Here is a 23,932-nt window from a genome sequence, read left to right as displayed (position 1 = left end):
TTCCGGCGCAGCCGTTGCAAGCCATCAGCAAAGGAGTCATCTGCAATGAGCGATTCGTTCTCCACCCGCAGCCAGCTGGACGTCGGCGGCACCACCTACGACTACTTCAGCCTGCCCAAGCTCGGACAGACGTTCGACATTTCCCACCTGCCGTACTCGATGAAGATCCTGCTGGAGAACCTGCTCCGGCACGAGGATGGCGGGGTCACCGTCGGCAAGGACCACATCCAGGCGGTCGCCCAATGGGACCCCAAGGCCGAGCCGGACATCGAGATCGCCTTCATGCCGGCGCGCGTGGTCCTGCAGGATTTCACCGGCGTACCCTGCGTGGTCGATCTGGCCGCGATGCGCGATGCGGTGGTCAAGCTCGGCGGTCGCCCGGAGCAGATCAACCCGCAGATCCCCTCCGAGCTGGTGATCGATCACTCGGTGCAGGTCGATGTGTTCGGTACGCCCGATGCACTGGACCTCAACGGCAAGATCGAATTCCAGCGTAATCAGGAACGCTATGGCTTCCTGCGCTGGGGCCAGAAGGCCTTCGACAACTTCAAGGTGGTGCCGCCCAACACCGGCATCGTCCACCAGGTGAACCTGGAGAACCTGGCCCGCGTCGTCATGACCGCGGACAAGGACGGCACGGCCGTCGCGTATCCGGACACCGTGTTCGGCACCGACAGCCACACCACCATGATCAACGGCATCGGCGTGCTGGGCTGGGGCGTGGGCGGCATCGAAGCGGAGGCGGCCATGCTCGGCCAGCCGTCCTCGATGCTGATCCCACAGGTGGTCGGCTTGAAGCTGACCGGCCGCATGCCCGAAGGTGCCACCGCCACCGACCTGGTGCTGACCGTCACCCAGATGCTGCGCAAGCACGGCGTGGTCGGCAAGTTCGTGGAGTTCTTCGGCGAGGGCCTGCAGCACCTGCCGCTGGCCGACCGTGCGACGATCGGCAACATGGCGCCCGAGTACGGCGCTACCTGCGGCATCTTCCCGATCGACGAGGAATCACTGACCTACCTGCGCCTGTCCGGCCGCAGCGAGGAGCAGATCGCGCTGGTGGAGGCGTATGCCAAGGCCCAGGGCCTGTGGCACGACGCCAACACCGCGCATGCCAGCTACAGCGCCACGCTGGAACTGGACATGGGCGAGGTCAAGCCGTCGCTGGCCGGCCCGAAGCGCCCGCAGGACCGCGTGCTGCTGGAAGACGTCAAGCAGAACTACCGCGACAACCTGGTCGGCCTGACCACCAACCGCGACAAGCGCAACGATGACGTCGCCAAGTTCGTCAACGAGGGCGGCGGCGCGGCGGTCGGCAACGAACAGCTGGCCAAGGGCTACAGCGACGTCGAACTGGATGGCCAGAAGGTCCGACTGAAGGATGGCGCCGTGGTCATCGCCGCGATCACGTCGTGCACCAACACCTCCAATCCGGCGGTGATGATCGGTGCCGGCCTGCTCGCCCGCAACGCAGCGGCCAAGGGCCTGGACCGCAAGCCGTGGGTCAAGACCTCGCTCGGCCCGGGCTCGCGCGTGGTCACCGATTACCTGGAGAAGGCCGGCGTCCTGACCGAGCTGGAGAAGATCGGCTTCTACGTGGTCGGCTACGGCTGCACCACCTGCATCGGCAACTCCGGCCCGCTGCCGACCGAAGTGAGCGCCGGCATCGCCGCCGGTGACCTGGTGGTGGCCTCGGTGCTGTCGGGCAACCGCAACTTCGAAGGCCGCGTACACCCGGAAGTCAAGATGAACTACCTGGCCAGCCCGCCGCTGGTCGTCGCCTATGCCATCGCCGGCACCACCGACATCGACCTGACCACCGAGCCGCTGGGCATGGGCAGTGATGGCCAGCCGGTGTACCTGCGCGATATCTGGCCGAGCAACAAGGAAATCGGCGACGTGATCGCCGCGACCATCGGGCCGGAGATGTTCAAGCAGAACTACGCCGACGTGTTCAAGGGCGATACCCGCTGGAACACCATCAAGTCGCCCGACGGCGACCGCTACGAATGGGACGGCAGCTCGACCTACATCAAGAACCCGCCCTACTTCGAGGGCATGACGATGGACGTCGGCCACATCGCGGACGTGCACGGCGCGCGCGTGATGGGCCTGTTCGGCGATTCGATCACCACCGACCACATCTCCCCGGCCGGCAACATCAAGAAGGACTCCCCGGCAGGCCGGTTCCTGCAGGAGCGTGGCGTGCAGCCGGCCGACTTCAACAGCTACGGCAGCCGCCGCGGCAACGATGACGTCATGGTCCGCGGCACCTTCGCCAACATCCGGATCAAGAACCTGATGTTCGGCGGCGAGGAAGGCGGCAACACCCTGTACTTCCCGCACGACGGTGGCGAGCCGCAGAAGCTGGCGATCTACGACGCGGCCATGAAGTACAAGGCCGAAGGCGTCCCGCTGGTGGTGTTCGCCGGCAAGGAATACGGCACCGGTTCCTCCCGCGACTGGGCGGCCAAGGGCACCAACCTGCTGGGCGTCAAGGCAGTCATCGCCGAGAGCTTCGAGCGCATCCACCGCTCCAACCTGGTGGGCATGGGCGTGCTGCCGCTGCAGTTCAAGAACGGCGACAACGCGCAGAGCCTGGGCCTGGACGGGTCGGAAGTAATCGACGTCACCGGGCTGGAGGATGGCGCCAGCAAGTCGGCCACCCTGACCGCGACCAAGGCCGATGGCACGAAGAAGACCTTCGAGGCCCACGTCATGCTGCTGACCCCGAAGGAAGTGGAGTACTTCAAGCACGGCGGCCTGCTGCAGTACGTGCTGCGCCAGCTCGCGGGCAAGAAGTAAGCCGACCGCCGCGTTTCCGGCGGCGGCCGCCCGTCCCTGCGGTCGCGACCCACCGCAATGCCCACGACCGCTGGTCGTGGGCATCGACCGCGCATGTCGCAGACAACCCGTCCTGGCGCCCCTCCGCCGCCTTTCTTCACCGGCCCTTCGCGTTTTCCATTCGGGACGGTATGCTGCCGGGGCATGAAACGACGGATACTCTCCGTCATCGCTTTACATCATCCACGTTTCCTGGAGGGGGAATATGAGTCTGGAACGACCCTGGCTGCAGAGCTATCCCAAAGGCGTACCCGCCGAGATCGACGTCAACGAGTTCCATTCGGTCTCCGCCGTGTTCGATACCTCGGTGGCGAAGTTCCGCGACCGCCCCGCCTACTCCAGCTTCGGCAAGGTCCTCACCTACGGTGAAACGGACGCCCTGGTCGAGCAGTTCGCGGCCTACCTGCTCGGTGAGCTGCAGCTCAAGAAGGGCGACCGCGTCGCCCTGATGATGCCCAACTGCCTGCAGTACCCCGTCGCGACCTTCGGCGTGCTGCGTGCCGGCCTGACCGTGGTCAACGTCAACCCGCTGTACACCGCCCGTGAGCTCAAGCACCAGCTGGTGGACTCCGGCGCCGCCGTGCTGGTGGTGGTCGACAACTTCTGCGACACCGTGCAGCAGGTCATTGCCGACACCCCGATCAAGCAGGTGGTGACCACCGGCCTGGGCGACATGCTCGGCGCCAAGGGCATCGTGGTGAACTTCGTGCTGAAGTACATCAAGAAGATGGTGCCCAACTACAGCCTGCGCGGCGCGATCCGCTTCAACCAGGCGCTGAAGCTGGGCAGCCGCCACACCCTGCCCAAGGTCGAGATCGACCACGATGATGTCGCCTTCCTGCAGTACACCGGCGGCACCACCGGCGTGGCCAAGGGCGCGATGCTGACCAACCGCAACCTGGTCGCCAACATGCAGCAGGCCTCGGCCTGGATCTCCGCCTCGGGGATCGAGATGGGCAAGGAGGTGATCATCACCGCCCTGCCGCTTTACCACATCTTCGCGTTGACGGCGAACGGCCTGGTCTTCATGAAGTTCGGTGGCTGCAACTACCTGATCACCAACCCGCGCGACATGAAGGGCTTCGTCAAGGAGCTCAAGGCGACCCGATTCACCGCGATCACCGGCGTCAACACGCTGTTCAATGGCCTGCTCAACACCCCCGGCTTCGACGAGGTCGATTTCTCCTCGCTGAAGGTCACCCTCGGTGGCGGCATGGCGGTGCAGCGCGCTGTTGCCGAACGCTGGAAGAAGGTCACCGGCGTGACCCTGGTCGAGGCCTATGGCCTGACCGAGACCTCGCCGGCCGCCTGCATCAATCCGCTGGACCTGGCCGAGTACAACGGCGCGATCGGCCTGCCGATCCCGTCCACCGATGCCTGCGTGAAGGATGATGCCGGCAAGACGCTGGCCGCTGGCGAAGTGGGCGAGCTGTGCATCAAGGGCCCGCAGGTGATGAAGGGCTACTGGCAGCGTCCCGAAGACACCGCCCAGGCCGTCGATGCCGACGGCTGGCTGCATACCGGCGACATGGCGCGGATGGATGAGCAGGGTTTCTTCTACATCGTGGACCGCAAGAAGGACATGATCCTGGTGTCCGGCTTCAACGTGTACCCGAACGAGGTCGAGGATGTCATCGCGATGATGCCCGGCGTGCTCGAAGTCGCGGCGGTCGGCGTGCCTGACGAGAAGTCCGGTGAAGTGGTCAAGGTGGTCATCGTCAAGAAGGACCCCAACCTCACCGCCGAGATGGTCAAGGAGCACGCCCGTGCCAACCTGACCGGCTACAAGCACCCGCGGATCGTGGAGTTCCGCAAGGAACTGCCGAAGACCAACGTCGGCAAGATCCTGCGCCGCGAACTGCGTGACGCCCCGGCGCCGTAACGGTTCCCCAACGGCTGCATCCTCACAGGGCCCCTGCCGGCAACGGCAGGGGCCTTTTGCATTGCGTGGGATGCCGGGGGTGTAGGATCGCGGCGAGTGGACCCGTCAGGCCCGCCGCCCACCGTCCTCCCAGCGGGCCAGCCTCCGAGGAAATCGCCATGAGCACCATTGAAAAGCTGCCCGTCAACCACCGCTACGCCACCATCCGCACCGAGACCACGGGCAACGACGATGCCCATTGGCTGTTCATGCATGCCGACGCCGCCAGCGGCATCCGCCCGTGCTGCCGCAAGGACATGCTCGATGAAATGTGGAACTTCATGAGCGCCATCACCCGCAGCCCGGCCGAACGCAACAGCGGCAAGCTGCGCCATTTCGTGCTCGCCTCCGATGCGAATGCGTACAACCTGGGCGGCGATCTGGACCTGTTCACCCGCCTGATCCGCGAGGGCAACCGCGACCGCCTGCTGACCTATGCACAGCGGTGCGTGGAAGGCGTGCACCACCTGCATACCGGGTTCGGCGGCGACGTCCGCTCGATCGCGCTGATCCAGGGCGATGCGCTGGGCGGCGGCCTGGAGATGGCGCTGGCCTGCCACACCATCGTGGCCGAAGAAGGCTGTGGCATGGGCCTGCCGGAAGTGCTGTTCGGCCTGTTCCCGGGCATGGGCGCCTATTCGTTCCTGTGCAAGCGCGTGGCCCCGCAGCTGGCCGAGAAGATCATCCTCGACGGCCGCGTGTACACCGCTGAAGAAATGCATGCCATGGGCGTGGTCGACGTGCTCGTGCCCAAGGGCCAGGGCGTCAAGGCCGTGGAAGACCTGATCCGCCAGCACCAGCGCATTCCGCATTCGTACCTGGCGATGAACGCCGCGCGCAACCTGGCCCAGGCCGTGCGCTATGACGAACTGCTGGAAATCACCAAGGTCTGGGTGGACTCCGCGCTTGCGCTGGGCGACAAGTCGCTGCGCACCATGGATCGCCTGATCAAGGCCCAGACCCGCCGCGCCACCCTCGACGTCGCCTGAGTCACGCCCTCCCCTGTGTTGTTCAAGCCCGGCTGCCGCCGGGCTTTTTTATCGCCGTCGCGCTCAGCGCATGTCGCCGCCGTCGTCCGCGTGACCGTGCGTCCTGCGCTGTGCACGCGCATCCAGCGCCTGTCGGCCTTCCTTGATGCCGGCCTGCAGCAGGGTCACGCGCTGGCGCCATTCGCTCTTGAGCTGCCAGTCGGCCATCCGCATCAGATCCCCCGCCCGGTTGGCGACGCGGACCAGGCCGAGATTGCTGGCCACGCCCTTGATCGCGTGGGCCTGCTCACGAAAATGCACCCAGTCGTTGCGCTCGCCATCGGCCAGCGCCACGCCGATGCACTGCTCGGCGTCGGTCAGGCACTGGCGGATGAACTCGCGCTCGAAGCCGTCGCCCATGCCGAGCGAAGCCAGCTCATCGAGCACGCCCGGATCCAGCACGCCATCCAGCACGGTGGCCGTGCGCACGATCGGCGCGCTGGCCTTGAGCTGGCCGTTGGAGGCGATGTCGGCCAGCACGTCCAGCAGCCGCACGGCAACCACCGGCTTGGCCAGGAACGTGTGTGCACCGGCCTGGGTGCAGCGCTGGATCGCCTCGGGGGTGACATCGGCACTGAGCACCAGCACCGGGGTGCGCGGACCGCCACCGGCCTGCATCACGCGCAGCTCCTTGAGCATGTCCAGGCCGCTCATGCCGGGCATGTGCAGATCGACGATGGCGGCATCGAAATCGCTCTCGGCCATGGCGTCCAGCACGGCTTCGCCGCCATTGACGCACAGCACCTTGTGGCCGGCCTTCTGCAGCAGCCGCTGCACCACCATCCGGTTGGCCTCGTGATCGTCGGCGACCAGGATGTGCATGCTGCGCACGCGCGCACGGTGGCGCAGGAACGGATCGGCGAAGGCGATGACATTGCCGTTGCGGTCCGGCAGGCCGTCGCCGACCAGGGCCGGGGTCATCGTGCCCAGCGGCACGCGCGGCGGCGCGAACGGCAGTACGAACCAGAAATGGCTGCCCTGCGGCGGGTTTTCTTCGTAGCCGATGTCGCCCCCCATCGCCTCGACCAGGCCCTTGGCGATGGTCGTGCCCAGGCCGGTGCCTTCATGGCGGCGCGCCATGCTCACGTCGGCCTGTTCAAACGCCTCGAACAGGCGCGGGCGCATTTCCGGGGCCACGCCGATGCCGGTATCGAGCACATCGAAACGCAGGCGCACCCCGCCGTTGGATTCGGCATTGAGCACCGCGACGCGGATCTCGACCCGGCCGCGGTCGGTGAACTTGACCGCGTTGCCGGCGATGTTGAGCAGGATCTGGCGCAGGTGGCCCAGGTCGCCGCGCAGCAACGGCGGCACGCTGTCGGCGACCTTGACCCGGTAGTCCAGCCGCTTGGCCTTGGCCTGTGGCAGCAGGATCAGCCCGATCGCCTGGATCACATCGGACAGCGCGAAGTCCTCGGCGGTCACGCGCAGCTTGCCGGCCTCGATCGCGGAGATGTCCAGCACCTCTTCGACCAGCGCCAGCAGGCTGCGCGAGGACGCCTGGATGGTGTTGACGCACTCGCGCTGCTCTTCATCGAGCCGGGTCGTGGCCAACAGCTCGGTCATGCCCGACAGCCCGTTGAGCGGCGTGCGGAACTCATGGCTCATGTTGGCCAGGAAGCGGCTCTTGGCCTCGCTCGCGCGGCGTGCTTCGGCCATGGCGCGGGTCAACTGGCGCAGCAACGTGGAGAAATACAGCGGCACGGCGGCCAGGCCCAGCCACAGCCCGAACGCCAAGCGGGCGTTCTGATGCCAGTACGGTGTCAGCAGCGCGGTACTGCCGAAGCTGACCATCGCCATCGCCACGGCCACGTACAGATAATTGTTGCCGTACCGCATACCGTTGCCGACCGTGACCCACATCACCACGATGTAGACCCAAGCCAATGGTTCGCCCATCTGCACCATGCCGGCGGCGATCAGCCCGTAGTCGGCCAGCATGCCGGCCACGCGGCGCGGGTCCGAGCGCCCCGGCCGCCACAGCAACCAGCCGAACAGGCCCAGCGACAAGGCCAGGCCGGTCAGCACGATCGCCAGCACTCCGTGGTACTGCGCCGGCGGCAGGTCGTGCCTGGGCCCCGGCATCAGCACGTAACTCAGGATCAGGGTGATCAGCACGATGCGCACGATCGCCTGGCCGTGCTCGGTATCCGGGCGCTGCGCCAGACGTTGCTTCAGGCGCGGGTACAGACGACGCATATCACATCCCCGGGCGGGATGACGCGGTGGAGTGCTGTGCGCAGATCTCGTCAAGCTGGAGGCGGCCGCGCAGCAGGGCATCAACGCAGCGCGGATCGAACAAGCGACCACGCTGGGCGTACAGATAAGCCAGCGTGGCTTCCATGGTCCATGCTTCCTTGTACGGACGGGGTGAGATCAGGGCATCGAACACGTCGGCCACCGCCACGATCCGTGCTTCCAGCGGAATGGCGTCGCCAACCAGGCCATCCGGGTAGCCGCTGCCGTCATAGCGCTCGTGGTGGCGCAGCGCAATCAAGGCACCGACCTGGATGAAACGGTTCTGGCTGCCGCTCAGCAGTTCATAGCCGATCCGTGGGTGCCGGCGCATGATCGCCTGCTCCTCATCGCTCAACTTGCCCTGCTTGAGCAGCACCGCATCGGGGATGGCGATCTTGCCCATGTCATGCAGGGGCGCGGCCGCCTCGATCAGCTTGACCTCTTCCTCCGGCAGCCCGAGCTGCTCGGCGATCAGGCCAGCGACATGCGCCATGCGTTCCAGATACGCACTGGTACCGGCATCACGGAACTCGATCGCCCGCGCCAGCCGCGACAGCGTCTCGCGTTCGCGCTCTTCGACCTCGTGCATGCTGGCCAGCAGCCGCTGCTCCAGCGACAGCGCGCGCTGCTTGACGTTCTCCGACTGCTGGCGCAACTGCAACAGGTTGTAGCAGCGCGCGCGCAGTTCGCGCGGGCGGATCGGCTTGACCAGGAAATCGATCACCCCGGCTTCCAGCGCGGCCTGGCGGATCGGCTCGTCGCCGACCACGGTGATCAGGATCACGGGGATATCGCGATGCTTGGGCAGGCGACGGAAGCGGCGGGCGAACTCCAGCCCGTCCATCTCCGGCATGCGGTAGTCCAGCAACAGCAGATCGACGGCCTGTGACTCGCACCATGCCAGTGCCGTCAGCGGATCGCCGAAATCGTGCACGGACAGCTCCGGCGCGATGTCCTCGATGACATGGCGCAGCATGGTACGCGCGGACGTCTGATCGTCAACGATGACAATATTCAAGGCTGCTTCCGCCTTTTTCCTCGACCACACTGGAGCATGCTGCGGAGAGGATACTCCGCCGCTCTGCACACTGGCACCTTGCATCGGTCCGCCTCCCGTCATGAACGCCCCAGTTCATGATCGTCGTCACAGTGTGATGCCGGTGTCGGCACCCCGCCCTGACCCGTCATGGTCTGTGGCCATCACGCCATAGCGTCTGTTAAGGCCACGCAGAAACCATACTCGCGCGGCCACGGCAGCGGAACCCCCGCGCCGGACGTGCCCCAAGCACGCCCGAACCCAGGTCTCAGTTTTCCGGACGCATATACGGGAACAGCAGCACGTCACGGATCGAGCTGCTGCCGGTCAGCAGCATCACCAGACGGTCGATGCCGATGCCCAGGCCGCCGGTCGGGGCCATGCCGTACTCCAGCGCGCGGATGTAATCGGCGTCGTAGTGCATGGCTTCGTCGTCGCCGCCCTCCTTCGCCGTGACCTGGGCCTGGAACCGGGCCGCCTGGTCTTCCGGATCGTTCAACTCGGAGAAGCCGTTGGCCAGCTCCTTGCCGTTGATGAACAGTTCGAAGCGGTCGGTGTAGCCCGGCTGGTCATCGTTGGCACGGGCCAGCGGCGAGACCTCGACCGGATGGTCGGTGATGAAGGTCGGCTGGACCAAGGTGTGCTCGACGGTGGCTTCGAAGATCTCCAGCAGCAGCTTGCCCCAGCCGTAGGAGGGCTTGATGCGGATCTTCAGGCGCTGGCAATGGGCAGCCAGCGCGTCGCGGTCGGTGCAGTCGGCGGCGCTGATCTCCGGATTGTGGTGGCGCACGGCCTCGTCCATGCGCCAGCGGCGGAACGCCGGGGCAAGGTCGATCGTGGCGCCGTCCCACTCCACGGTGGTGGTGCCCAGCACCTTGCTGGCCACGTCACGGATCACGCCCTCGGTCAGGTCCATCACTTCGGTGTACGTGGCATAGGCCTCGTACAGCTCCATCATGGTGAATTCCGGATTGTGGCGGGTGCTGACGCCTTCATTGCGGAAGTTGCGGTTGATTTCGTACACCCGCTCCAGGCCGCCCACGACCAGGCGCTTGAGGTACAGCTCCGGGGCCACGCGCAGGTACAGGTCCAGATCCAGCGCGTTGTGGTGGGTGGTGAACGGCTTGGCCGTGGCGCCGCCGGGGATGTAATGCATCATCGGCGTTTCGACTTCCAGGAAGTCGCGGTTGTCCAGCCACGCGCGCATGGCGCGGATGATCCGCGAGCGCTTGATGAACACCTCGCGCGACTCCGGGGTCACGATCAGGTCGACGTAGCGCTGGCGGTAGCGCTGCTCCACGTCGGCCAGGCCGTGCCACTTGTCCGGCAATGGGCGCAGCGACTTGGTCAGCAGGCGGATGCTGGTGGCCTTGACCGACAGCTCACCGGTCTTGGTCCGGGTCAGCCCGCCCTCCACGGCGATGATGTCGCCCACGTCCCAGCCCTTGAAGGCGGTGTAGGCATCGCCCAGGGTGCTGCCCTGCAGGAACAGCTGGATGCGGCCGGACTCGTCCTGGATCTGGGCGAAGCTGGCCTTGCCCATCACGCGCTTGGCCATCAGGCGGCCGGCCATCTTGACCTGGCGGTCACTGGCCTCCAGCGCTTCGGCGGTCCACTGCTCTGCATCGGCGAACTCGGCCTGCAGGGTGCCGGCGAACTGCTCGCGGCGGAAATCGTTCGGGTAGGCGATGCCCTGCCCGCGCAGGGCGGTCAGTTTCGCGCGGCGCTCGGCGATGAGGCTGTTCTCGTCGACGGGGGGCTGCGGCGCGGCGGTCTGATCGTTCATGGCGTGGGTCTATGTATGTCGGGGGGGAGGTACGGTCCTCGCCATCATGCCGATGGTCGGGGCGGATTGCGAAACCGGGCGCGGCCCGGGCACAACGGATCGGGGCCGCGCGTGGCGGCCCCGACGGTCAGGCGTCGGTGCGTTTGGCACCCACGGCCAGGCCGGACTTCAGGCTGGCTTCGACGAATTCGTCGAGGTCGCCGTCCAGCACCTTCTGCGTGTCGGAGCGTTCGATGCCGGTGCGCAGGTCCTTGATACGGCTCTGGTCGAGCACGTAGTTGCGGATCTGGCTGCCCCAGCCGATGTCGGACTTGGTGGCTTCCACCGCGTCCCGCTCGGCGTTGCGCTTCTGGATCTCCAGCTCGTACAGCTTGGCGGCCAGCATCTTCATCGCGTTGTCGCGGTTCTGGTGCTGGCTGCGGCCGGTCTGGCAGGCCACGACCGTGTTGGTCGGGATATGCGTGATACGCACCGCCGACTCGGTCTTGTTGACGTGCTGGCCACCGGCGCCCGAGGAGCGGTACACATCGGTACGCAGGTCGGCCGGGTTGATGTCGATCTCGATGTTGTCATCGACTTCCGGCGACACGAACACCGAGGTGAAACTGGTGTGGCGGCGGTTGTCCGAATCGAACGGCGATTTGCGCACCAGGCGGTGCACGCCGGTCTCGGTCTTCAGCCAGCCGTAGGCGTAATCGCCTTCCACGCGCAGCGTAGCCGACTTGATGCCCGCGACGTCGCCGCCGGAGACTTCCATCAGCTCGGTCTTCCAGCCGCGCGATTCGCACCAGCGCAGGTACATGCGCAGCAGGATCTCGGCCCAGTCCTGGGCCTCGGTACCGCCGGCGCCGGCCTGGATGTCGACGAAGGCCGCCGCGGTATCCATCTGCCCGGAGAACATGCGCTGGAACTCCAGCTGTTCAACGTGCTTCTGGTACTTGTCCAGATCGCTGACCACGGCCAGGGCGGTTTCTTCGTCCTGTTCGCTTTCGGCCAGTTCCAGCAGTTCGCCCGACTCGGTCAGGCCGTCGAGGATCGTGGCGATGCCGCCCACGGTCTTGTCCAGGTTGGCGCGTTCGCGGCCAAGGTTCTGGGCGTACTCGGCGTTGTTCCAGATGTCAGGGTTTTCCAGTTCCCGGGTTACTTCTTCCAGACGCTCTTTCTTGGCGTCGTAGTCAAAGATACCCCCTGAGCGAGAGCACGCGATCGGTGAGATCGGTGATGCGCTGGCGGACAGGATTGAGCTCGATCATGTCGGCGATTAATGCGTGCGAAAAGACTGTCCATCATAGCCTATCCGGGGCTTTCCGGCGGGGCCCGGGGTGCCGGGGGCCCGCTCGCGGCAGCGAAACGACATCGCTGAACACGGGCACGTGGCCAGACGGTAGACTTCCTCCCCGCGCGGCCCCCTGCCCTGCGGCGTCCCCCAACGCACTACATGGAGCACCACCCCGATGAGGACGTCATCCTCCGCCCTGCTGCTGGCACTCGCCTGCCTGACCGCCTCCACCACCGCTTCGGCCCTGGACCTCAAGCAGCTGACCAGCACCGGCCTGAAGGCAGGCCAGGCACTCACCCTGTCCGACCAGGACGTCGCCAAGGCCGCCGACGAAGCCTGTGTCTACATGGACCAGCAGAACAAGGTCGCCGCGGCCAATACTCCCTACGCCCAGCGCCTGGCCAGGATTACCCAGGGCCTGGCCAACGAAGACGGCATGAACCTGAACTTCAAGGTCTACCTGACCGAAGACGTCAATGCCTGGGCGATGGCCAACGGTTGCGTGCGGGTGTATTCCGGCCTGATGGACATGGCCTCGGACGATGAAGTGCGCGGCGTGATCGGCCACGAGATCGGCCACGTCAAACTTGGCCACTCCAAGACCAAGATGCGCACCGCGCTGCTGGCCTCGGCAGGTCGCGACACACTGGCCGCCTCGGGCAATGCCAATATCGCCAGCCTCACCCAGGGCCAGCTCGGCGAACTGGCCGAAGGCTTCGTCAATGCGCAGTTCTCGCAGAAGGAAGAGAGCGCTGCCGACGAGTACGGCTACCGTTTCATGAAGCGCCACCAGTACGACCCGGCCGCCCTGGCCAGCATGTTCCGCAAGCTGGCCAGCGATGGCGGCCTGATGTCCTCGCACCCGGGCTCGGAAGCGCGCGCCGCGCGCATCGACGCGATGATCAAGAAAGACAGCAAGCGCTGAGTACCACGCCGGCATCCTGGTCTGCCAGGGTGCCGGTCAACCCGGCAGAGTCAGACCGGTGCCTGCACCGCCAGGGCCTGCCGGAACGACGGAAGCTGCCGGCGACTGCACGGCACCCGGCCCCCATCGTCCATGTGCAGCAGGGCCTCGCCCCCGTCCAGCGGCTCGATCGAGACCAGGTGACGCACGTTCACCAGCCAGCTGCGGTGGGCCCGCACGAATACCCCCGGATCCAGTCGCTCTTCCAACGCCGCCATGGTGCTGCGCAGCGGGTAATCGTGGCCACGCACCCGCAGATTGACGTAGTTGCCGGCCGCCTGGGCGTATTCGATGTCACCGGTCGCCACCAGGAAGTCGCGCCCCAGCTTGCGCACCAGGAACCTTTCCGGGCGCTCCACCGCCTCCACCGGAGGCGCATCGTCCGGCGCCGCCAGCAGATGGGCTTCGCCCTGCCGACGCCGACCGAACCAGCTGAAGAAGTGCTCGATCGCCACGAACGTGAAGAATGCGCGGACATCCTTGAGGTACTCGTACATCAGGCGTACCGGCCAGCTGGCGTCATCCTGATAGTGATAGCCCAGCGCGGCGTAGGCCAGATGGCGCAGCGCCATCATCCCCACCACGTGCACCAGCGACCACGCCACGCTGGCCAGCAGATACAGCGGCAGCCGCCGCTTCCACGTATCGGCATGCAGGGGCCAACGCTGGCAGCCCCACCACAGGACCGGCAGCGTCAGCAGAATCATCGCGACGCTGCTCAGCTCCCAGATCATCGGCTGCCACAGGTCCAGGTCCTCACCACGGCGAGCCGCATCCATCACTTCGACCAGTGCATTGGCCACCGCCGTGGTCAACAGGATCACCGACCACACCAGCATCCGCGCACCCGGGCGCCACCGCGCGGCACGTCCGTTCGCCATTGAATCATCCATCCGCAAAGGGTGCTCAGCCTGTCTCATCGCCCCATGGTAGTGCGGCCCGCCCGTCCCTTGGCGACCGCCATTGGTCACTTGGCGCCGACGTCAGACCCCTTTGGCATGGCGGAGCCCGCTACCGGTGCGCACCGTGGATGCTCCTTTGCTCCCTGTCCCGACCATGCCACGCCGCCACGACCTCGACGCCCTGCGCGTGTTCGCCTTTGCCCTGCTCATCCTGTATCACACCGCCATGGCCTACGTGGACGGCTGGGGGTTCCATCTCAAGAGCAACTACACCGCCGAGTGGCTGCAGTGGCCGATGCTGCTGGTCAACCGCTGGCGGATGCAGTTGCTGTTCCTGCTCTCCGGTATCGCCATCGCCCTGATGCGGCCGGAGACGCGCATCGCGCGCTTTGCCGTGCTGCGCACGTGGCGGTTGCTGCTGCCGCTGTTGTTCGGGATGTGGGTGGTGGTGCCGATCCAGCCGTACTGCGAGGCAGTGACCAACGGGCATATCGAGCCCGGCTTCGGCGCCTTCCTGCTGCGCTACTGGCAGATGCCGGCCTGGCCACAGGACAGCTTCGCCGGGTGGCAGCTGCGCATCACCTGGAACCACCTGTGGTACCTGGCCTACCTGTGGGTCTACACGCTGGTGCTGGCCTTGCTGATGCCGGTGCTGGATACCGCTGCCGTGCATCGCGCCGTGGAGCGCTTCACCCGTGCGCCGGCGCCGCTGCTGATCGGGCTGCCCAGCCTGCTGTCCTTCGGCTGGGTGGCCTGGCTCGATCCCCGCTTCCCGTCCACCAACCTGCTGTCCGGCGATTGGTACCAGCACGCCAAGTACGGCACCGTGTTCCTGGCCGGCTACCTGCTTGCCCGCGCCACCCCGTTCTGGGCCCGCGTGGTCGAACTGCGCCGGACCACCCTCTGGGTAGCAGTCATCGCGGCGAGCTGGTACTTCGGCATCCGCCTCCTGGGGCGGGTGCTGCCGGCCGATTCGGCGCTGCGGCAGTGGCCGGACAGCGTGTGGACGCTGCAGGTGATGGCCAGCCAGTCGCAGTACCTGTGGGCCGTACTGTTGACCCTGCTCGGCTGGGCCAAGGTGTATCTGGATCGTCCGTTCCGCTGGCTGGCGTACTGCACCGAGGCGGTGTATCCCTGGTACATCCTGCACCAGAGCCTGATCATCGCGCTGCTGTTCTGGCTCAAACCGCTGCACCTGGGGCCGTGGCGGGAGCCGCTGCTGGTCCTGGCCGGAACCGTGGCGGGTTGCCTGCTGCTGCACGAAGGGCTGATCCGGCGCACCGCCTGGCTGCGCCCTCTTTTCGGACTGCGCCGGCAGCCGCTGTCGTTGCCACCCACGCCGGCGACTTATTGATCCAACCCCGCCATCAGGGTGTACTTGATGCTGACGTACTCCTGGATACCGTGGGAGCCACCTTCGCGGCCGTAGCCGGATTGCTTGACGCCGCCAAAGGGCACCGACTCGGCCCCCACCGAACCACTGTTGAGGATGACCATGCCGGCGGAGATGTCGCGCGACAGGCGGAAGGCGCGCGCAAGATCACGGGTGAAGGCGTACGCCACCAGACCGTACTCGGTGTCGTTGGCACGCTGGACGACCTCCGCTTCGGTGGAGAAGCGGTAGAGCGGGAACACCGGCCCGAAGATCTCCGTGGTGCGTACCTGCGCGGTGTCCGGCACCTCGGTCAGCAGCGTCGGGCGATAGAACAGGGAATTGGGCCTGGCCAGCCTACCGCCCGTGACAAGGACGGCACCCTGCGCGACTGCGTCAGCCACCAGTGCTTCCACCTTGTTGATGGCGGACTGGTTGATCAGCGGCCCGACCACGAACCCATCCTGCAGGCCCTGGTCCACCCGGATCGCCTCCACTGCCGTCTTCAAGCGCGCGGCGAAGGTGTCATGGATGCCGTCCTGCACATAGATCCGATTGGGGGAAATGCAGACCTGGCCGGAATTGCGCAGCTTGGCCGATACCAATGCGGCCACGGCTGCATCGATGTCGGTGTCGTCGAAGACGACGAAAGGCGCATTGCCGCCCAGCTTCATGGTCATCTTCTTCAGCGTGTCCGCACTGTTGCGGGCGAGCAGACGGCCGACATGGGTCGAACCGGTGAAGGAGATCTTCTGGATGCGCGGGTCACTGGTGAATGCCTCGCCGATCTGCTTCGGGTCGCCTGTCACCATCTCCAGCACCCCTTCCGGAATCCCCGCGCGACGGGCGTACTCCAACAGTTTGTAGGCGCTGAGCGGTGTCTCTTCGGAGGGCTTGATGATCATGGTGCAGCCTGCCGCCAGCGCGGTGGCGACCTTGCGCGCAATCATCATGAAGGGGAAGTTCCACGGGGTGATCGCAGCGGTCGGGCCCACCGGCTCACGCGTCACGATCACCGCGGCGTTGTCCACGTGCGCCGGAATGGTCTCGCCATAGACGCGCTTGGCCTCCTCGGCGTACCACTCGATGAAGCCCAGCCCATAGCTGATTTCCCCGAGGGCTTCGCTCCGGCACTTGCCGTTTTCCTTCACCAGCAACTCGGCAAAGGCCTCCTTGTCCGCGCTGACCAGTTCGAACCAGCGGCGGAGCACGGCGCCACGCTGCTTCGCCAAGGTCCGTGACCACGCCGGGAATGCGTTGCAGGTCCGGTCGATGGCAGCCTGAACCTGGGCGGCGCTCATCTCAGGCGCGACGCCGACGACCGAGCCATCGGCGGGATTGATTACGTTCATGCGGTATCTCCAGAGGGGGACGGCGCGCCAGGTGGCGGCGCGGAGCCAGTCTCGGCACTGGACGGACCGGGAACAATCGACTAATTTTCCTGAATCATTGAGTTTATGGAAACTCTCATGGCACGCCTGCCCCCGCTCAATGCGCTGGTCGCCTTCGAGGCGGTCGCACGGACCGGCTCAGTGCGCGCCGCCTCCGAGGCGCTTTTTGTCACGCCCGGCGCGGTCAGCCGGCAGTTGAAGGTGCTGGACGACTTCCTGGACATGCGCCTGCTGGAGCGCAGCGGTCGCGGCCTGGCGCTCTCTACGGCGGGGGCGACCTACTACCAGCAGATCAGCGCCCATCTGGACGGCATCCGCAAAGCGACCGAGGCGCTGCAGGGCCTGGACCACCGCGCGGTCGTGCGGCTGCACTCGCACACCACCTTCGCCACGCGTTGGCTCATCCCCCGCCTCAGCCACTTCCAGGTGCTGCATCCGGAGGTGGACATCCGCTTGACCACCTCCTCGGACTGGACCCCCGGCGCCGACTGCGATGCGTCGGTCCGGCTGGGACATGGGCACTGGCCGGACAACGACGCCACGCCGCTGGTCCGCAATGTGCTGGTCGCGGTGTGTGCTCCGTCGCTGATCCGACCGAGCAAACCACTGGATGCGGTCTGGCTCGCCGAGCAGACCCTGTTGCGGGTCAGTGCGCGACCGGATGACTGGGAACACTGGTGCGTGGCGGCGGGTGTCGATCCGGCCTGCATGGCACGGCAGCGGGTGTTCGAGAGCTCGGCTGTGGCCTACGAGGCTGCGCAGGATGGTCTGGGCATCATCGTGGCGCAGGAGGTCCTGGTGGAGGCCGAGCTCCAGCGTGGGAGCCTGGTCGCGCCCTTCGATGTGCGCGTGGATCGCGGGGAAGAAACCTACTACCTCGTCATTCCATCCGCCAGGCAACACCGGAAGGGCCTGGCCGCGCTGCGCGAGGCGCTGATCCGCAGCGCATGAGCGGGACAGGGCGCTGTCGCAGGCGTCACTCCACTGTGGGGCACCGCGCCTGCCGTGGATCGCGCCACGACTGCTCGGCCACCGCTCGGGCCACCCGCCATGCACGGTCGCGGACCACACCGATCTCCTTCACCGATGGCGGTACTTCGCACTGCGCCGGCACGCCTCGCCCGTGCGGCAGGCCTGGCCAGTTGAAGGTGAATTTCAACAGCGGCACCTTCAGGCGCACGCCACTGTTGGGCAGCTCCACGCGCCAGTTGTAGCCGCTGGTGTTGCCCTCATGGGCGCCGCCGACTTCCTCCCCGACGAACACCCCGCGCCGCACGTGGTGCAGCATCGAGGCCAGTTCCGCACCGCCGGAGAACGTGGCCCCGCCCGCGAGCACCACCAGCCGCCCGCGATAGACCGGTGCGGAAGGCGCCCAATGGCTCATCAGCCCTTCGGGCGGCACGTTCAGTCGGGACAGGCGCCCGTCCGGCAGCACCTTCTGGAAGTGGATTTCATCCTCATCGAACACGTCCTGCTCGAACACCCGGTCCGAGCGGCTGGTCACCCTCAGGTGCTGCCCCCGGGTCTGCACGGAGGCGTACTTGTGCAATGGCCGCGCGACCAGGAAGGAAAACAGGATGCTCTCATTGGGCTCGCTCCCGCCACCGTTGCGGCGTAGATCCAGGATCAACCGCGTCGCGCGGCCACGCTCGATCTCTTCGAACAGCCGGCGGATATGACTGCGGAAATCCGTGTGCGCCTCGCGGTAAACGCGGTTGCTGAAGGTGGACACGTCCAGATAGGCAACGCCAGGTGCCAGCCATTCCAGACTGGCAACGGCCTTCTCGGCGACCGGTTCCCTGGGGCGATCGGCCAGCGGTGTGGCCGTCACGGTACGCGCGACCGTGTCCCCCTGCGGTGTCGTGTAGCGCAACGCGAAACTGGCCTCGTCTCCATGCAGGCGGTGGCGATAGATGGCGTAGCGCGCGCCGATGTCGCGCATCGGCAGCGTGGTGATCTGCCCATCGTGCGAGGACAGGCGCATGAGCTCAGCAAGCATCGTGTCACCGCCGTCGCCATTGATGGAGAGCACGCGGCTTCCGACCGGTATATCCGCGGCCCCGCCATAGCCGGCACGCACGAAGACCCCGTCGGTGTTCCAGTGCAGGTCCAGCGGCAGCACCGAAGCGGTCTGCCGCTCCCATGCCACCGACGCCTGGCTGGGCAACACGTCGAAGTGGCCCTCGCCAATCGGGCCCATCAGCGTGGCCACCTCGGTATAGAGCTGCATCGGGTCGGTGATCTGGCTCGCCCGGGCCATTGCCTTCGCCCGGGCAGCGGCCCACGTCTCAGGCGACTGATGCCAGTACAAGTCCGGCAACGCGGCTTCGACGATGTCGATGCTGAGCTGGATGTCCTCCAGCGCCTGCCCGGGCGTCAGCGCTGGCGGCGCCGTCGCAGTCGGTTCGGCCGCGCTTACCGGTGCGGTCATGACCATCAGAGCAAAGGCGAAACGGCGCAAGGAACTTGGCGACATGGACAGGATCTGCTACAAGCAAAATATTGCATACATCATAGGAGGCAATATTTTGCCTAGTCAAGTCACCCCCGCCTTCATGACCCACGTCGCCGACAACGTGCGCCAGCGGCGTACGGCTGCCGGCTGGAGCCAGAAGGAGCTGGCCACGCGCTCGGGCGTCAGCCTGCGCATGATCGGCGCGATCGAAGCCGGTGGCAGCAGCGCCAGTACCGCGACACTGGACCGGATCGGGCTGGCACTGAACGCCACACTGGCCGAACTGGTGGTGGATCCGAACGCGCCACGCAGCCGCGTGGTGGACCGCGTCGGCTGGGCGGGGCCGGCCGGCGGCGATGGCACGCTGCGCTGGAGCCTGGATGTGCATCGCGAGGTGGAAGCCTGGGAATGGCGCCTGCAGCCCGGCGAGCGCTACGCGGCCGCCGCCGACCCGGCCGGCTGGTGCGTGATGTTGTTCGTGCTGGAGGGACGACTGACCCTGGAGCTGGGCACCGACGTGATCGAGATCGAACAGAATGCCCACCTGCTCGACAGCACGCAGGCACACGCCTTCGCCAACCGCAGCGACCGCGAGGTGCGTTTCTTCCGCTGCACGGCCTGGTAGGAACGCACCCGTCACCTCACCTCGAACTCCCCGACCAGCACCGTCTCCGCAGGGTCCTTCAACCGCAGCGTGACCTGCTGGTCGCGCTGGTCGCGGCTGCCCCACTTGGTGCTCAGGCGCAGCATCAAGGTGGTGGCGCCGGTGACGAGTTGCTCACGGCTGCCGAAGTAGTTCGCTTCGATCCTGTAGATGCCCGGCTTGGCATCGCGCAACGAGAACTGCTCCGGACCGTAGCCGCCGGTGAAGTCCTGCGACATCTGTCCGCCCTGGTAGGTCAGCCGGTTGCCGTAGTAGGCGCGCTCGCCGTTGGGATCGGTGACCCACAGGTCCATGTCGCTGTTGTCGCTGTCCCAGCTCAGCACGACGCGCAGGTCCAACGGCATCGCACGGCGCAGGCGCGGGTCGACCGCGGAAGCATCCACGCGCTCGCGCGCGATCAGCCGGGTCAGTTCGTCCAGCGCGATCAGCGAGATACCGTCGAACCGGCCATCCCACGGGCGCACCACGACTTCGTAGAGTGCATCCACCGCAGCCTGGTACTGCCCGGCCGCTTCCAGCGCCAGGCCCAGATCACGGAAACTCTGCGGCTCTTCCTCGCCCATCGCCAGCACCTGGCGGAACACCGGCACGGCCAGCGTCGGCGCCTTGGCCTGCATCAGGCGATAGCCGAGCACGCGCAGCACGTGGCGATTCTCAAGCTGCATCTCGGCCAGGTTGGAGAGCACGCGCAGCGCGAGATCACGCTGTCCGCTGGCCAGCAGCAGATCGGCCACGTCCAGATAGAACGCACTGCTGCCGGCGTGCTGTTGGCGCTCCTGCAGGTACAGCGGATACAGCTGCGCCGGCGTGGCAGCGCGCAGGCGGCGTGCGTAGGCCGAATCCGGTGCCCACGGTGCCAGCGTCAATGTGATCTGGCCACTGTTGGCCCTGGGTGCCGACTTGGCGCGACGCTCGGTGGCGGCGGCGTCTGCCTCATCGGCAGCCGCCGAAGCGGTCAGCTCGACTCGGTCCAGTGCCATCGGCGCTGCCGGCGACGGTGGCGGCGCGGCCATCGCCATGGCAACCGGCGCGGCGACGGCGTGCGTGTCCGGCTTGGGCCGCGGCGGCGTATCTTTCGGCCAGCGGGTATTCCACCACTGCTCGCGCTCGGTGAACTGGCGGGCGATGCCATCCAGGCGGCGCTTCCGCTCGGTGGCGACGTCGGCCACCGTCAACGCATGGCGCTGGTCGTAGGCCGCTCGCAGCGGAGCCGGCGGCCGGATGCCGTAGCGCAGATAGTCCTCCAGCGTCTCCAACACGATCAGCGAGGTATCGGCCGTCACGATCCCGAACTGCTGGGCCAGCGCCTTGGCGGCCTGCGCCGCGGCGGGGTCCGCCGCCAGCGCCGCCAACCGGGCATCTGCCCAGGCGTGCGCGACCAGGCCTCCATCGACCGCACGTGCGGTCGCGACGCTGAGCGTGATCGGCTGCGGATCGCTGCCGCCACCGCGCAGGGACAGCCGCACTGCCGCGTCGGGACGCAGCACGCGCCCGGTGACGCGGATCCATCCCTGGGCGGCCCGTGAGGCATCGACGCTCACGTCCTCCACGCCATGGGTGACGACATCGGCCACCTCGGCGGGCTGCTGCAGCAGCAGCGGGAGCACGCTTTCCACCTCCGCTTCGCTGCTCAACTGCAACAGCTGACCGTGATGCGCGCTGGTCCACGCCCGCAGGCGAGGCACGTCGGTCTTCGCACCGGCGCTGCTGAGCGCGTACAGATGCTGGTCCCGTGACAGCGTGGGCAACGTCCGGCTGCCGTAATTCGCCAGGCCGTCGCTGACCAGCAGGTACTCGCCGATGTCCGGGTCCGGTATCCAGTCGCCCAGCGCACTGGCGCCATCGTCGGGCAGCGCCATCAGGTACGCGCGCAGCGCGCTCCAGTCTCCCTGGTCGACCTGGAACGCGCGCGGCGCTTCGCTGCGGTCACGCAACACCGTCAGCTGGACCTGACCGGTGCCGAAAGCCTGGAAGTAGCGGTCCAGCACGGCCAGTTCGGCCACGCGGTTGCGTCCCCCGGCCGAGCCTGATGCATCCCAGAGCAGACCGATTCGCCCCGGCAGCACACGCGGCGCATTGGAGGTACGCACGGGCACGCTGGCGAGCAGATAGCGCTGGCCATCCTGCAGGCCCGTCACTACGTCGGTGCTGCGGGCCAGTGGCAGGTTCCATTGCAGCTGTGCCGGCAACGTCGCGCCGCGCCCCTCCCAGTACACGGAATAGGCGCCCGCCTTCAGGGTGAAATCGAACGGATTGACGCTCACGGCCACCGGCTTGCCGGTGCCGCTGGCCTCCAATCGCACCGTCACCTGCTCGGCCTGGCGCGCGAAGGCTATCGGCAGGAACCAGTGCAACCCCTGCGGTAGCGCGTGCAGGCTGTCACGCAGCACCAGACGGACGCGGCGCTCGCCGCCCGCCGGGATGGGATAGAGCCGCAGGCGGAACTGATGGCCGGCGGTCTGTTCCAGCAAGCCCGGATCGACCTGGCGACGCTCGATCGCCTCGAAGACCTGGCGACCCTGCGTCTTTGGCACCGGCACCGCGTCACGCAGTTCGCCGCCGACATCCAGCGCGAAACCGGCGATCTGCACTCCGTCGGCCAGCGGGAATTCCAGCTGGCCCTCCAGCACGCGTGCATTGGGGTTGTGGAAGGTCAATTCGATCGTGGTTTCACCGAGCCCGGCCACCACACGACTGTCGATGTGGGCCTCGGTCAGCCGCACCGGCAGTTCGGCACCGGCGACCTGCAGGATCGGTGGCTGCCTTGACGGAAACCGCTTCTCCTGGGCGTGGCCGCTGGGCAGCTGCCAGCACAGCAGCGCGAGCAGACCGATACTGCGCAGTGCGAGTCCCATGTGACGCTCCTGATCCGATGACACGCCATTGAACGCCCGGCGGACCGCAACGGGGTTGAACAGCAGGAACCGCCCGTTCCGGTCATGGACGCCTGCACCGCGTTGCGCCAAGATCGCCCTCCACGGATTGATGTACCAAGGACGCCGCATGCGCTTGATGTTGACTGCCCCGCTGTTGATGGGGCTCGCCCTGCCCGGTTACGCCGCCGCCCCCATCGAGGGCGTGACGTTCACCCACCACGACTGGACACTGGCCTGCGATAACACCCGCACCTGCCGCGCCGCCGGCTACCAGGCCGACCAGAACGGCGGCGACCCGGTCTCGATCCTGCTCACCCGCGCGGGCGGGCCGGATCAACCGGTGCGCGCCGAACTGATGCTCGGCCAGTACGACGACATCACCGCCACCAAGCGGCTCAACCTGCAGATCAACGGCACCGCACTGGGCCCGATGCAGTTCGATGCCGCCGAGGGCACCGCCACCTTTTCCGCCAAGCAGCTCGCCGCCCTGCTGGCTTCGCTGGCACGCGACAGCCGTATCGAGCTGACCGGCGACGACGGCGCGCACTGGACGGTGTCCGATCGCGGGGCCTCGGCCGTGCTGTTGAAGATGGATGCCTTCCAGGGGCGCTTGGGCACGCCGGGCGCACTGATGCGCAAGGGCACCCTCGCCGAAGCGTCGGTGCCACCTGCACTGCCGGTGCCGGTCGTGCAACTGGGCAAGCCGGTGCCCACCCGCCCGGCCGACACGGCGCTGGCGGCATCGCCGGCGCTGCGTGCGGCGCTGGCGGCCGTGACCCCGGTCGATGACTGCGAATCGCTCGGTCCCGGCGGCCGCCTGTCACCCGAAGGCGAGCCGGAAGCCCTGACCGTGCAGCGGCTCAGCGCCGACAAGCTGCTGGTGTCCTTGAGTTGCTGGCGCGCGGCCTACAACACCGGCGACGGCTACTGGGTGATCAACGACCGCGCGCCCTACCAGCCCAAGCTCGTCACCACCGCAGCGGTCGACGATGAGGTACGCACCATCGAGGCAGGCCACAAGGGCCGCGGCCTGGGCGACTGCTGGCACAACACCTCGTGGGGCTGGACCGGCACGCAGTTCGTGAAGACCGCCGAGTCCAGCACCGGGCTGTGCCGTCTGGTCATTCCCGGCGGTGCCTGGGAAATGCCGACGCTGGTCACGAAGGTACGCGGGTAAGC

Annotated in this window: 16 protein-coding genes; 8 read left to right on the top strand and 8 right to left on the bottom strand. The window is 66.9% G+C overall.

The annotated features are described in order from the left end of the window. Positions 1 to 45 precede the first annotated feature (45 nt). The 3 genes from acnA (at position 46) to AC07WC_RS07035 (ending at position 5,751) form a co-directional block, all read left to right on the top strand. Positions 46 to 2,802, top strand: coding sequence for an aconitate hydratase AcnA (acnA, locus tag AC07WC_RS07045; RefSeq protein ID WP_495209367.1), 2,757 nt, complete (start codon positions 46 to 48; stop codon positions 2,800 to 2,802). A 244-nt stretch (positions 2,803 to 3,046) separates the two neighbouring features. Next, complete coding sequence (locus tag AC07WC_RS07040) at positions 3,047 to 4,723, top strand: long-chain fatty acid--CoA ligase (RefSeq protein WP_495209366.1); 1,677 nt, start codon at positions 3,047 to 3,049, stop codon at positions 4,721 to 4,723. Positions 4,724 to 4,881: 158 nt separating this feature from the next. Continuing rightward, positions 4,882 to 5,751, top strand: coding sequence for a crotonase/enoyl-CoA hydratase family protein (locus tag AC07WC_RS07035; protein WP_495209365.1), 870 nt, complete (start codon positions 4,882 to 4,884; stop codon positions 5,749 to 5,751). A 63-nt stretch (positions 5,752 to 5,814) separates the two neighbouring features. Here AC07WC_RS07035 and AC07WC_RS07030 read toward each other — a convergent pair whose 3' ends face one another. The 4 genes from AC07WC_RS07030 to prfB all read right to left on the bottom strand — a co-directional run bounded on the left by AC07WC_RS07030 (position 5,815) and on the right by prfB (position 12,103). Next, on the bottom strand, positions 5,815 to 7,989 hold the full coding sequence (locus tag AC07WC_RS07030; protein ID WP_495209364.1) for an ATP-binding protein: 2,175 nt from the start codon (positions 7,987 to 7,989) through the stop codon (positions 5,815 to 5,817). Between the two features lies 1 nt (position 7,990). Further along, the gene (rpfG, locus tag AC07WC_RS07025) at positions 7,991 to 9,130 is read right to left on the bottom strand and encodes a cyclic di-GMP phosphodiesterase response regulator RpfG (RefSeq protein WP_495209363.1); all 1,140 of its coding nucleotides are present in this window, start codon (positions 9,128 to 9,130) and stop codon (positions 7,991 to 7,993) included. 202 nt (positions 9,131 to 9,332) lie between these two features. Next, complete coding sequence (gene lysS / locus AC07WC_RS07020) at positions 9,333 to 10,850, bottom strand: lysine--tRNA ligase (protein ID WP_495209362.1); 1,518 nt, start codon at positions 10,848 to 10,850, stop codon at positions 9,333 to 9,335. A 127-nt stretch (positions 10,851 to 10,977) separates the two neighbouring features. Beyond that, positions 10,978 to 12,103 (bottom strand): peptide chain release factor 2 gene (gene prfB / locus AC07WC_RS07015; protein WP_179459037.1). Its coding sequence is split into 2 segments (ribosomal slippage): positions 10,978 to 12,027 and positions 12,029 to 12,103, totalling 1,125 coding nucleotides; the frame shifts between segments, so codons are not numbered across the junction. A 201-nt stretch (positions 12,104 to 12,304) separates the two neighbouring features. Here prfB and AC07WC_RS07010 point away from each other — a divergent pair. Continuing rightward, complete coding sequence (locus tag AC07WC_RS07010) at positions 12,305 to 13,054, top strand: M48 family metallopeptidase (RefSeq protein WP_495209361.1); 750 nt, start codon at positions 12,305 to 12,307, stop codon at positions 13,052 to 13,054. A 50-nt stretch (positions 13,055 to 13,104) separates the two neighbouring features. On the opposite strand, the gene AC07WC_RS07005 is transcribed toward AC07WC_RS07010, so the two are convergent. After that, on the bottom strand, positions 13,105 to 13,974 hold the full coding sequence (locus AC07WC_RS07005) for a LytTR family DNA-binding domain-containing protein (protein ID WP_495209360.1): 870 nt from the start codon (positions 13,972 to 13,974) through the stop codon (positions 13,105 to 13,107). A 175-nt stretch (positions 13,975 to 14,149) separates the two neighbouring features. Between AC07WC_RS07005 and AC07WC_RS07000 the strand changes: the two genes are divergently transcribed. Next, a complete protein-coding gene (locus AC07WC_RS07000) occupies positions 14,150 to 15,349 on the top strand; it encodes an acyltransferase family protein (protein ID WP_495209359.1) in 1,200 nt (399 codons plus the stop codon). On the opposite strand, the gene AC07WC_RS06995 is transcribed toward AC07WC_RS07000, so the two are convergent. Continuing rightward, positions 15,343 to 16,719: an NAD-dependent succinate-semialdehyde dehydrogenase gene (locus tag AC07WC_RS06995; protein ID WP_495209358.1), complete on the bottom strand. Its 1,377-nt coding sequence runs from the start codon at positions 16,717 to 16,719 to the stop codon at positions 15,343 to 15,345. The genes AC07WC_RS07000 and AC07WC_RS06995 overlap by 7 nt on opposite strands. 117 nt (positions 16,720 to 16,836) lie before the next feature. On the opposite strand from AC07WC_RS06995, the gene AC07WC_RS06990 reads away from it, so the two are divergent. Beyond that, a complete protein-coding gene (locus AC07WC_RS06990; RefSeq protein WP_495209357.1) occupies positions 16,837 to 17,709 on the top strand; it encodes a LysR substrate-binding domain-containing protein in 873 nt (290 codons plus the stop codon). 25 nt (positions 17,710 to 17,734) lie between these two features. On the opposite strand, the gene AC07WC_RS06985 is transcribed toward AC07WC_RS06990, so the two are convergent. Beyond that, positions 17,735 to 19,234, bottom strand: coding sequence for a S41 family peptidase (locus AC07WC_RS06985; RefSeq protein WP_495209356.1), 1,500 nt, complete (start codon positions 19,232 to 19,234; stop codon positions 17,735 to 17,737). A gap of 52 nt (positions 19,235 to 19,286) precedes the next feature. Here AC07WC_RS06985 and AC07WC_RS06980 point away from each other — a divergent pair, with 52 nt between their 5' ends. Then, positions 19,287 to 19,838 carry a helix-turn-helix domain-containing protein gene (locus tag AC07WC_RS06980; RefSeq protein WP_495209355.1) on the top strand — a complete coding sequence of 184 codons (552 nt, stop codon included), beginning with the start codon at positions 19,287 to 19,289 and terminating at the stop codon, positions 19,836 to 19,838. A gap of 11 nt (positions 19,839 to 19,849) precedes the next feature. On the opposite strand, the gene AC07WC_RS06975 is transcribed toward AC07WC_RS06980, so the two are convergent. Further along, the gene (locus AC07WC_RS06975; RefSeq protein WP_495209354.1) at positions 19,850 to 22,732 is read right to left on the bottom strand and encodes a DUF2135 domain-containing protein; all 2,883 of its coding nucleotides are present in this window, start codon (positions 22,730 to 22,732) and stop codon (positions 19,850 to 19,852) included. A 148-nt stretch (positions 22,733 to 22,880) separates the two neighbouring features. On the opposite strand from AC07WC_RS06975, the gene AC07WC_RS06970 reads away from it, so the two are divergent. Then, positions 22,881 to 23,930 (top strand): DUF1176 domain-containing protein, encoded by a 1,050-nt coding sequence (locus AC07WC_RS06970; RefSeq protein ID WP_495209353.1) that lies wholly within the window; start codon positions 22,881 to 22,883, stop codon positions 23,928 to 23,930. Positions 23,931 to 23,932 lie beyond the last annotated feature (2 nt).

It is taken from the genome of Stenotrophomonas sp. GW821-FHT01H02A, from assembly GCF_059422145.1.
This window is presented reverse-complemented; position numbering and strand designations above follow the sequence as displayed.

What these genes read in the sequence shown, in the direction of transcription:
- acnA (WP_495209367.1), top strand. Translation starts at nt 46, where the DNA reads ATGAGCGATTCGTTCTCCACCCGCAGCCAGCTGGACGTCGGCGGCACC.
- AC07WC_RS07040 (WP_495209366.1), top strand. Translation starts at nt 3,047, where the DNA reads ATGAGTCTGGAACGACCCTGGCTGCAGAGCTATCCCAAAGGCGTACCC.
- AC07WC_RS07035 (WP_495209365.1), top strand. Translation starts at nt 4,882, where the DNA reads ATGAGCACCATTGAAAAGCTGCCCGTCAACCACCGCTACGCCACCATC.
- AC07WC_RS07030 (WP_495209364.1), bottom strand. Translation starts at nt 7,989, where the DNA reads ATGCGTCGTCTGTACCCGCGCCTGAAGCAACGTCTGGCGCAGCGCCCG.
- rpfG (WP_495209363.1), bottom strand. Translation starts at nt 9,130, where the DNA reads ATGCAAGGTGCCAGTGTGCAGAGCGGCGGAGTATCCTCTCCGCAGCAT.
- lysS (WP_495209362.1), bottom strand. Translation starts at nt 10,850, where the DNA reads ATGAACGATCAGACCGCCGCGCCGCAGCCCCCCGTCGACGAGAACAGC.
- AC07WC_RS07010 (WP_495209361.1), top strand. Translation starts at nt 12,305, where the DNA reads ATGAGGACGTCATCCTCCGCCCTGCTGCTGGCACTCGCCTGCCTGACC.
- AC07WC_RS07005 (WP_495209360.1), bottom strand. Translation starts at nt 13,974, where the DNA reads ATGGCGAACGGACGTGCCGCGCGGTGGCGCCCGGGTGCGCGGATGCTG.
- AC07WC_RS07000 (WP_495209359.1), top strand. Translation starts at nt 14,150, where the DNA reads ATGCCACGCCGCCACGACCTCGACGCCCTGCGCGTGTTCGCCTTTGCC.
- AC07WC_RS06995 (WP_495209358.1), bottom strand. Translation starts at nt 16,719, where the DNA reads ATGAACGTAATCAATCCCGCCGATGGCTCGGTCGTCGGCGTCGCGCCT.
- AC07WC_RS06990 (WP_495209357.1), top strand. Translation starts at nt 16,837, where the DNA reads ATGGCACGCCTGCCCCCGCTCAATGCGCTGGTCGCCTTCGAGGCGGTC.
- AC07WC_RS06985 (WP_495209356.1), bottom strand. Translation starts at nt 19,234, where the DNA reads ATGTCGCCAAGTTCCTTGCGCCGTTTCGCCTTTGCTCTGATGGTCATG.
- AC07WC_RS06975 (WP_495209354.1), bottom strand. Translation starts at nt 22,732, where the DNA reads ATGGGACTCGCACTGCGCAGTATCGGTCTGCTCGCGCTGCTGTGCTGG.
- AC07WC_RS06970 (WP_495209353.1), top strand. Translation starts at nt 22,881, where the DNA reads ATGCGCTTGATGTTGACTGCCCCGCTGTTGATGGGGCTCGCCCTGCCC.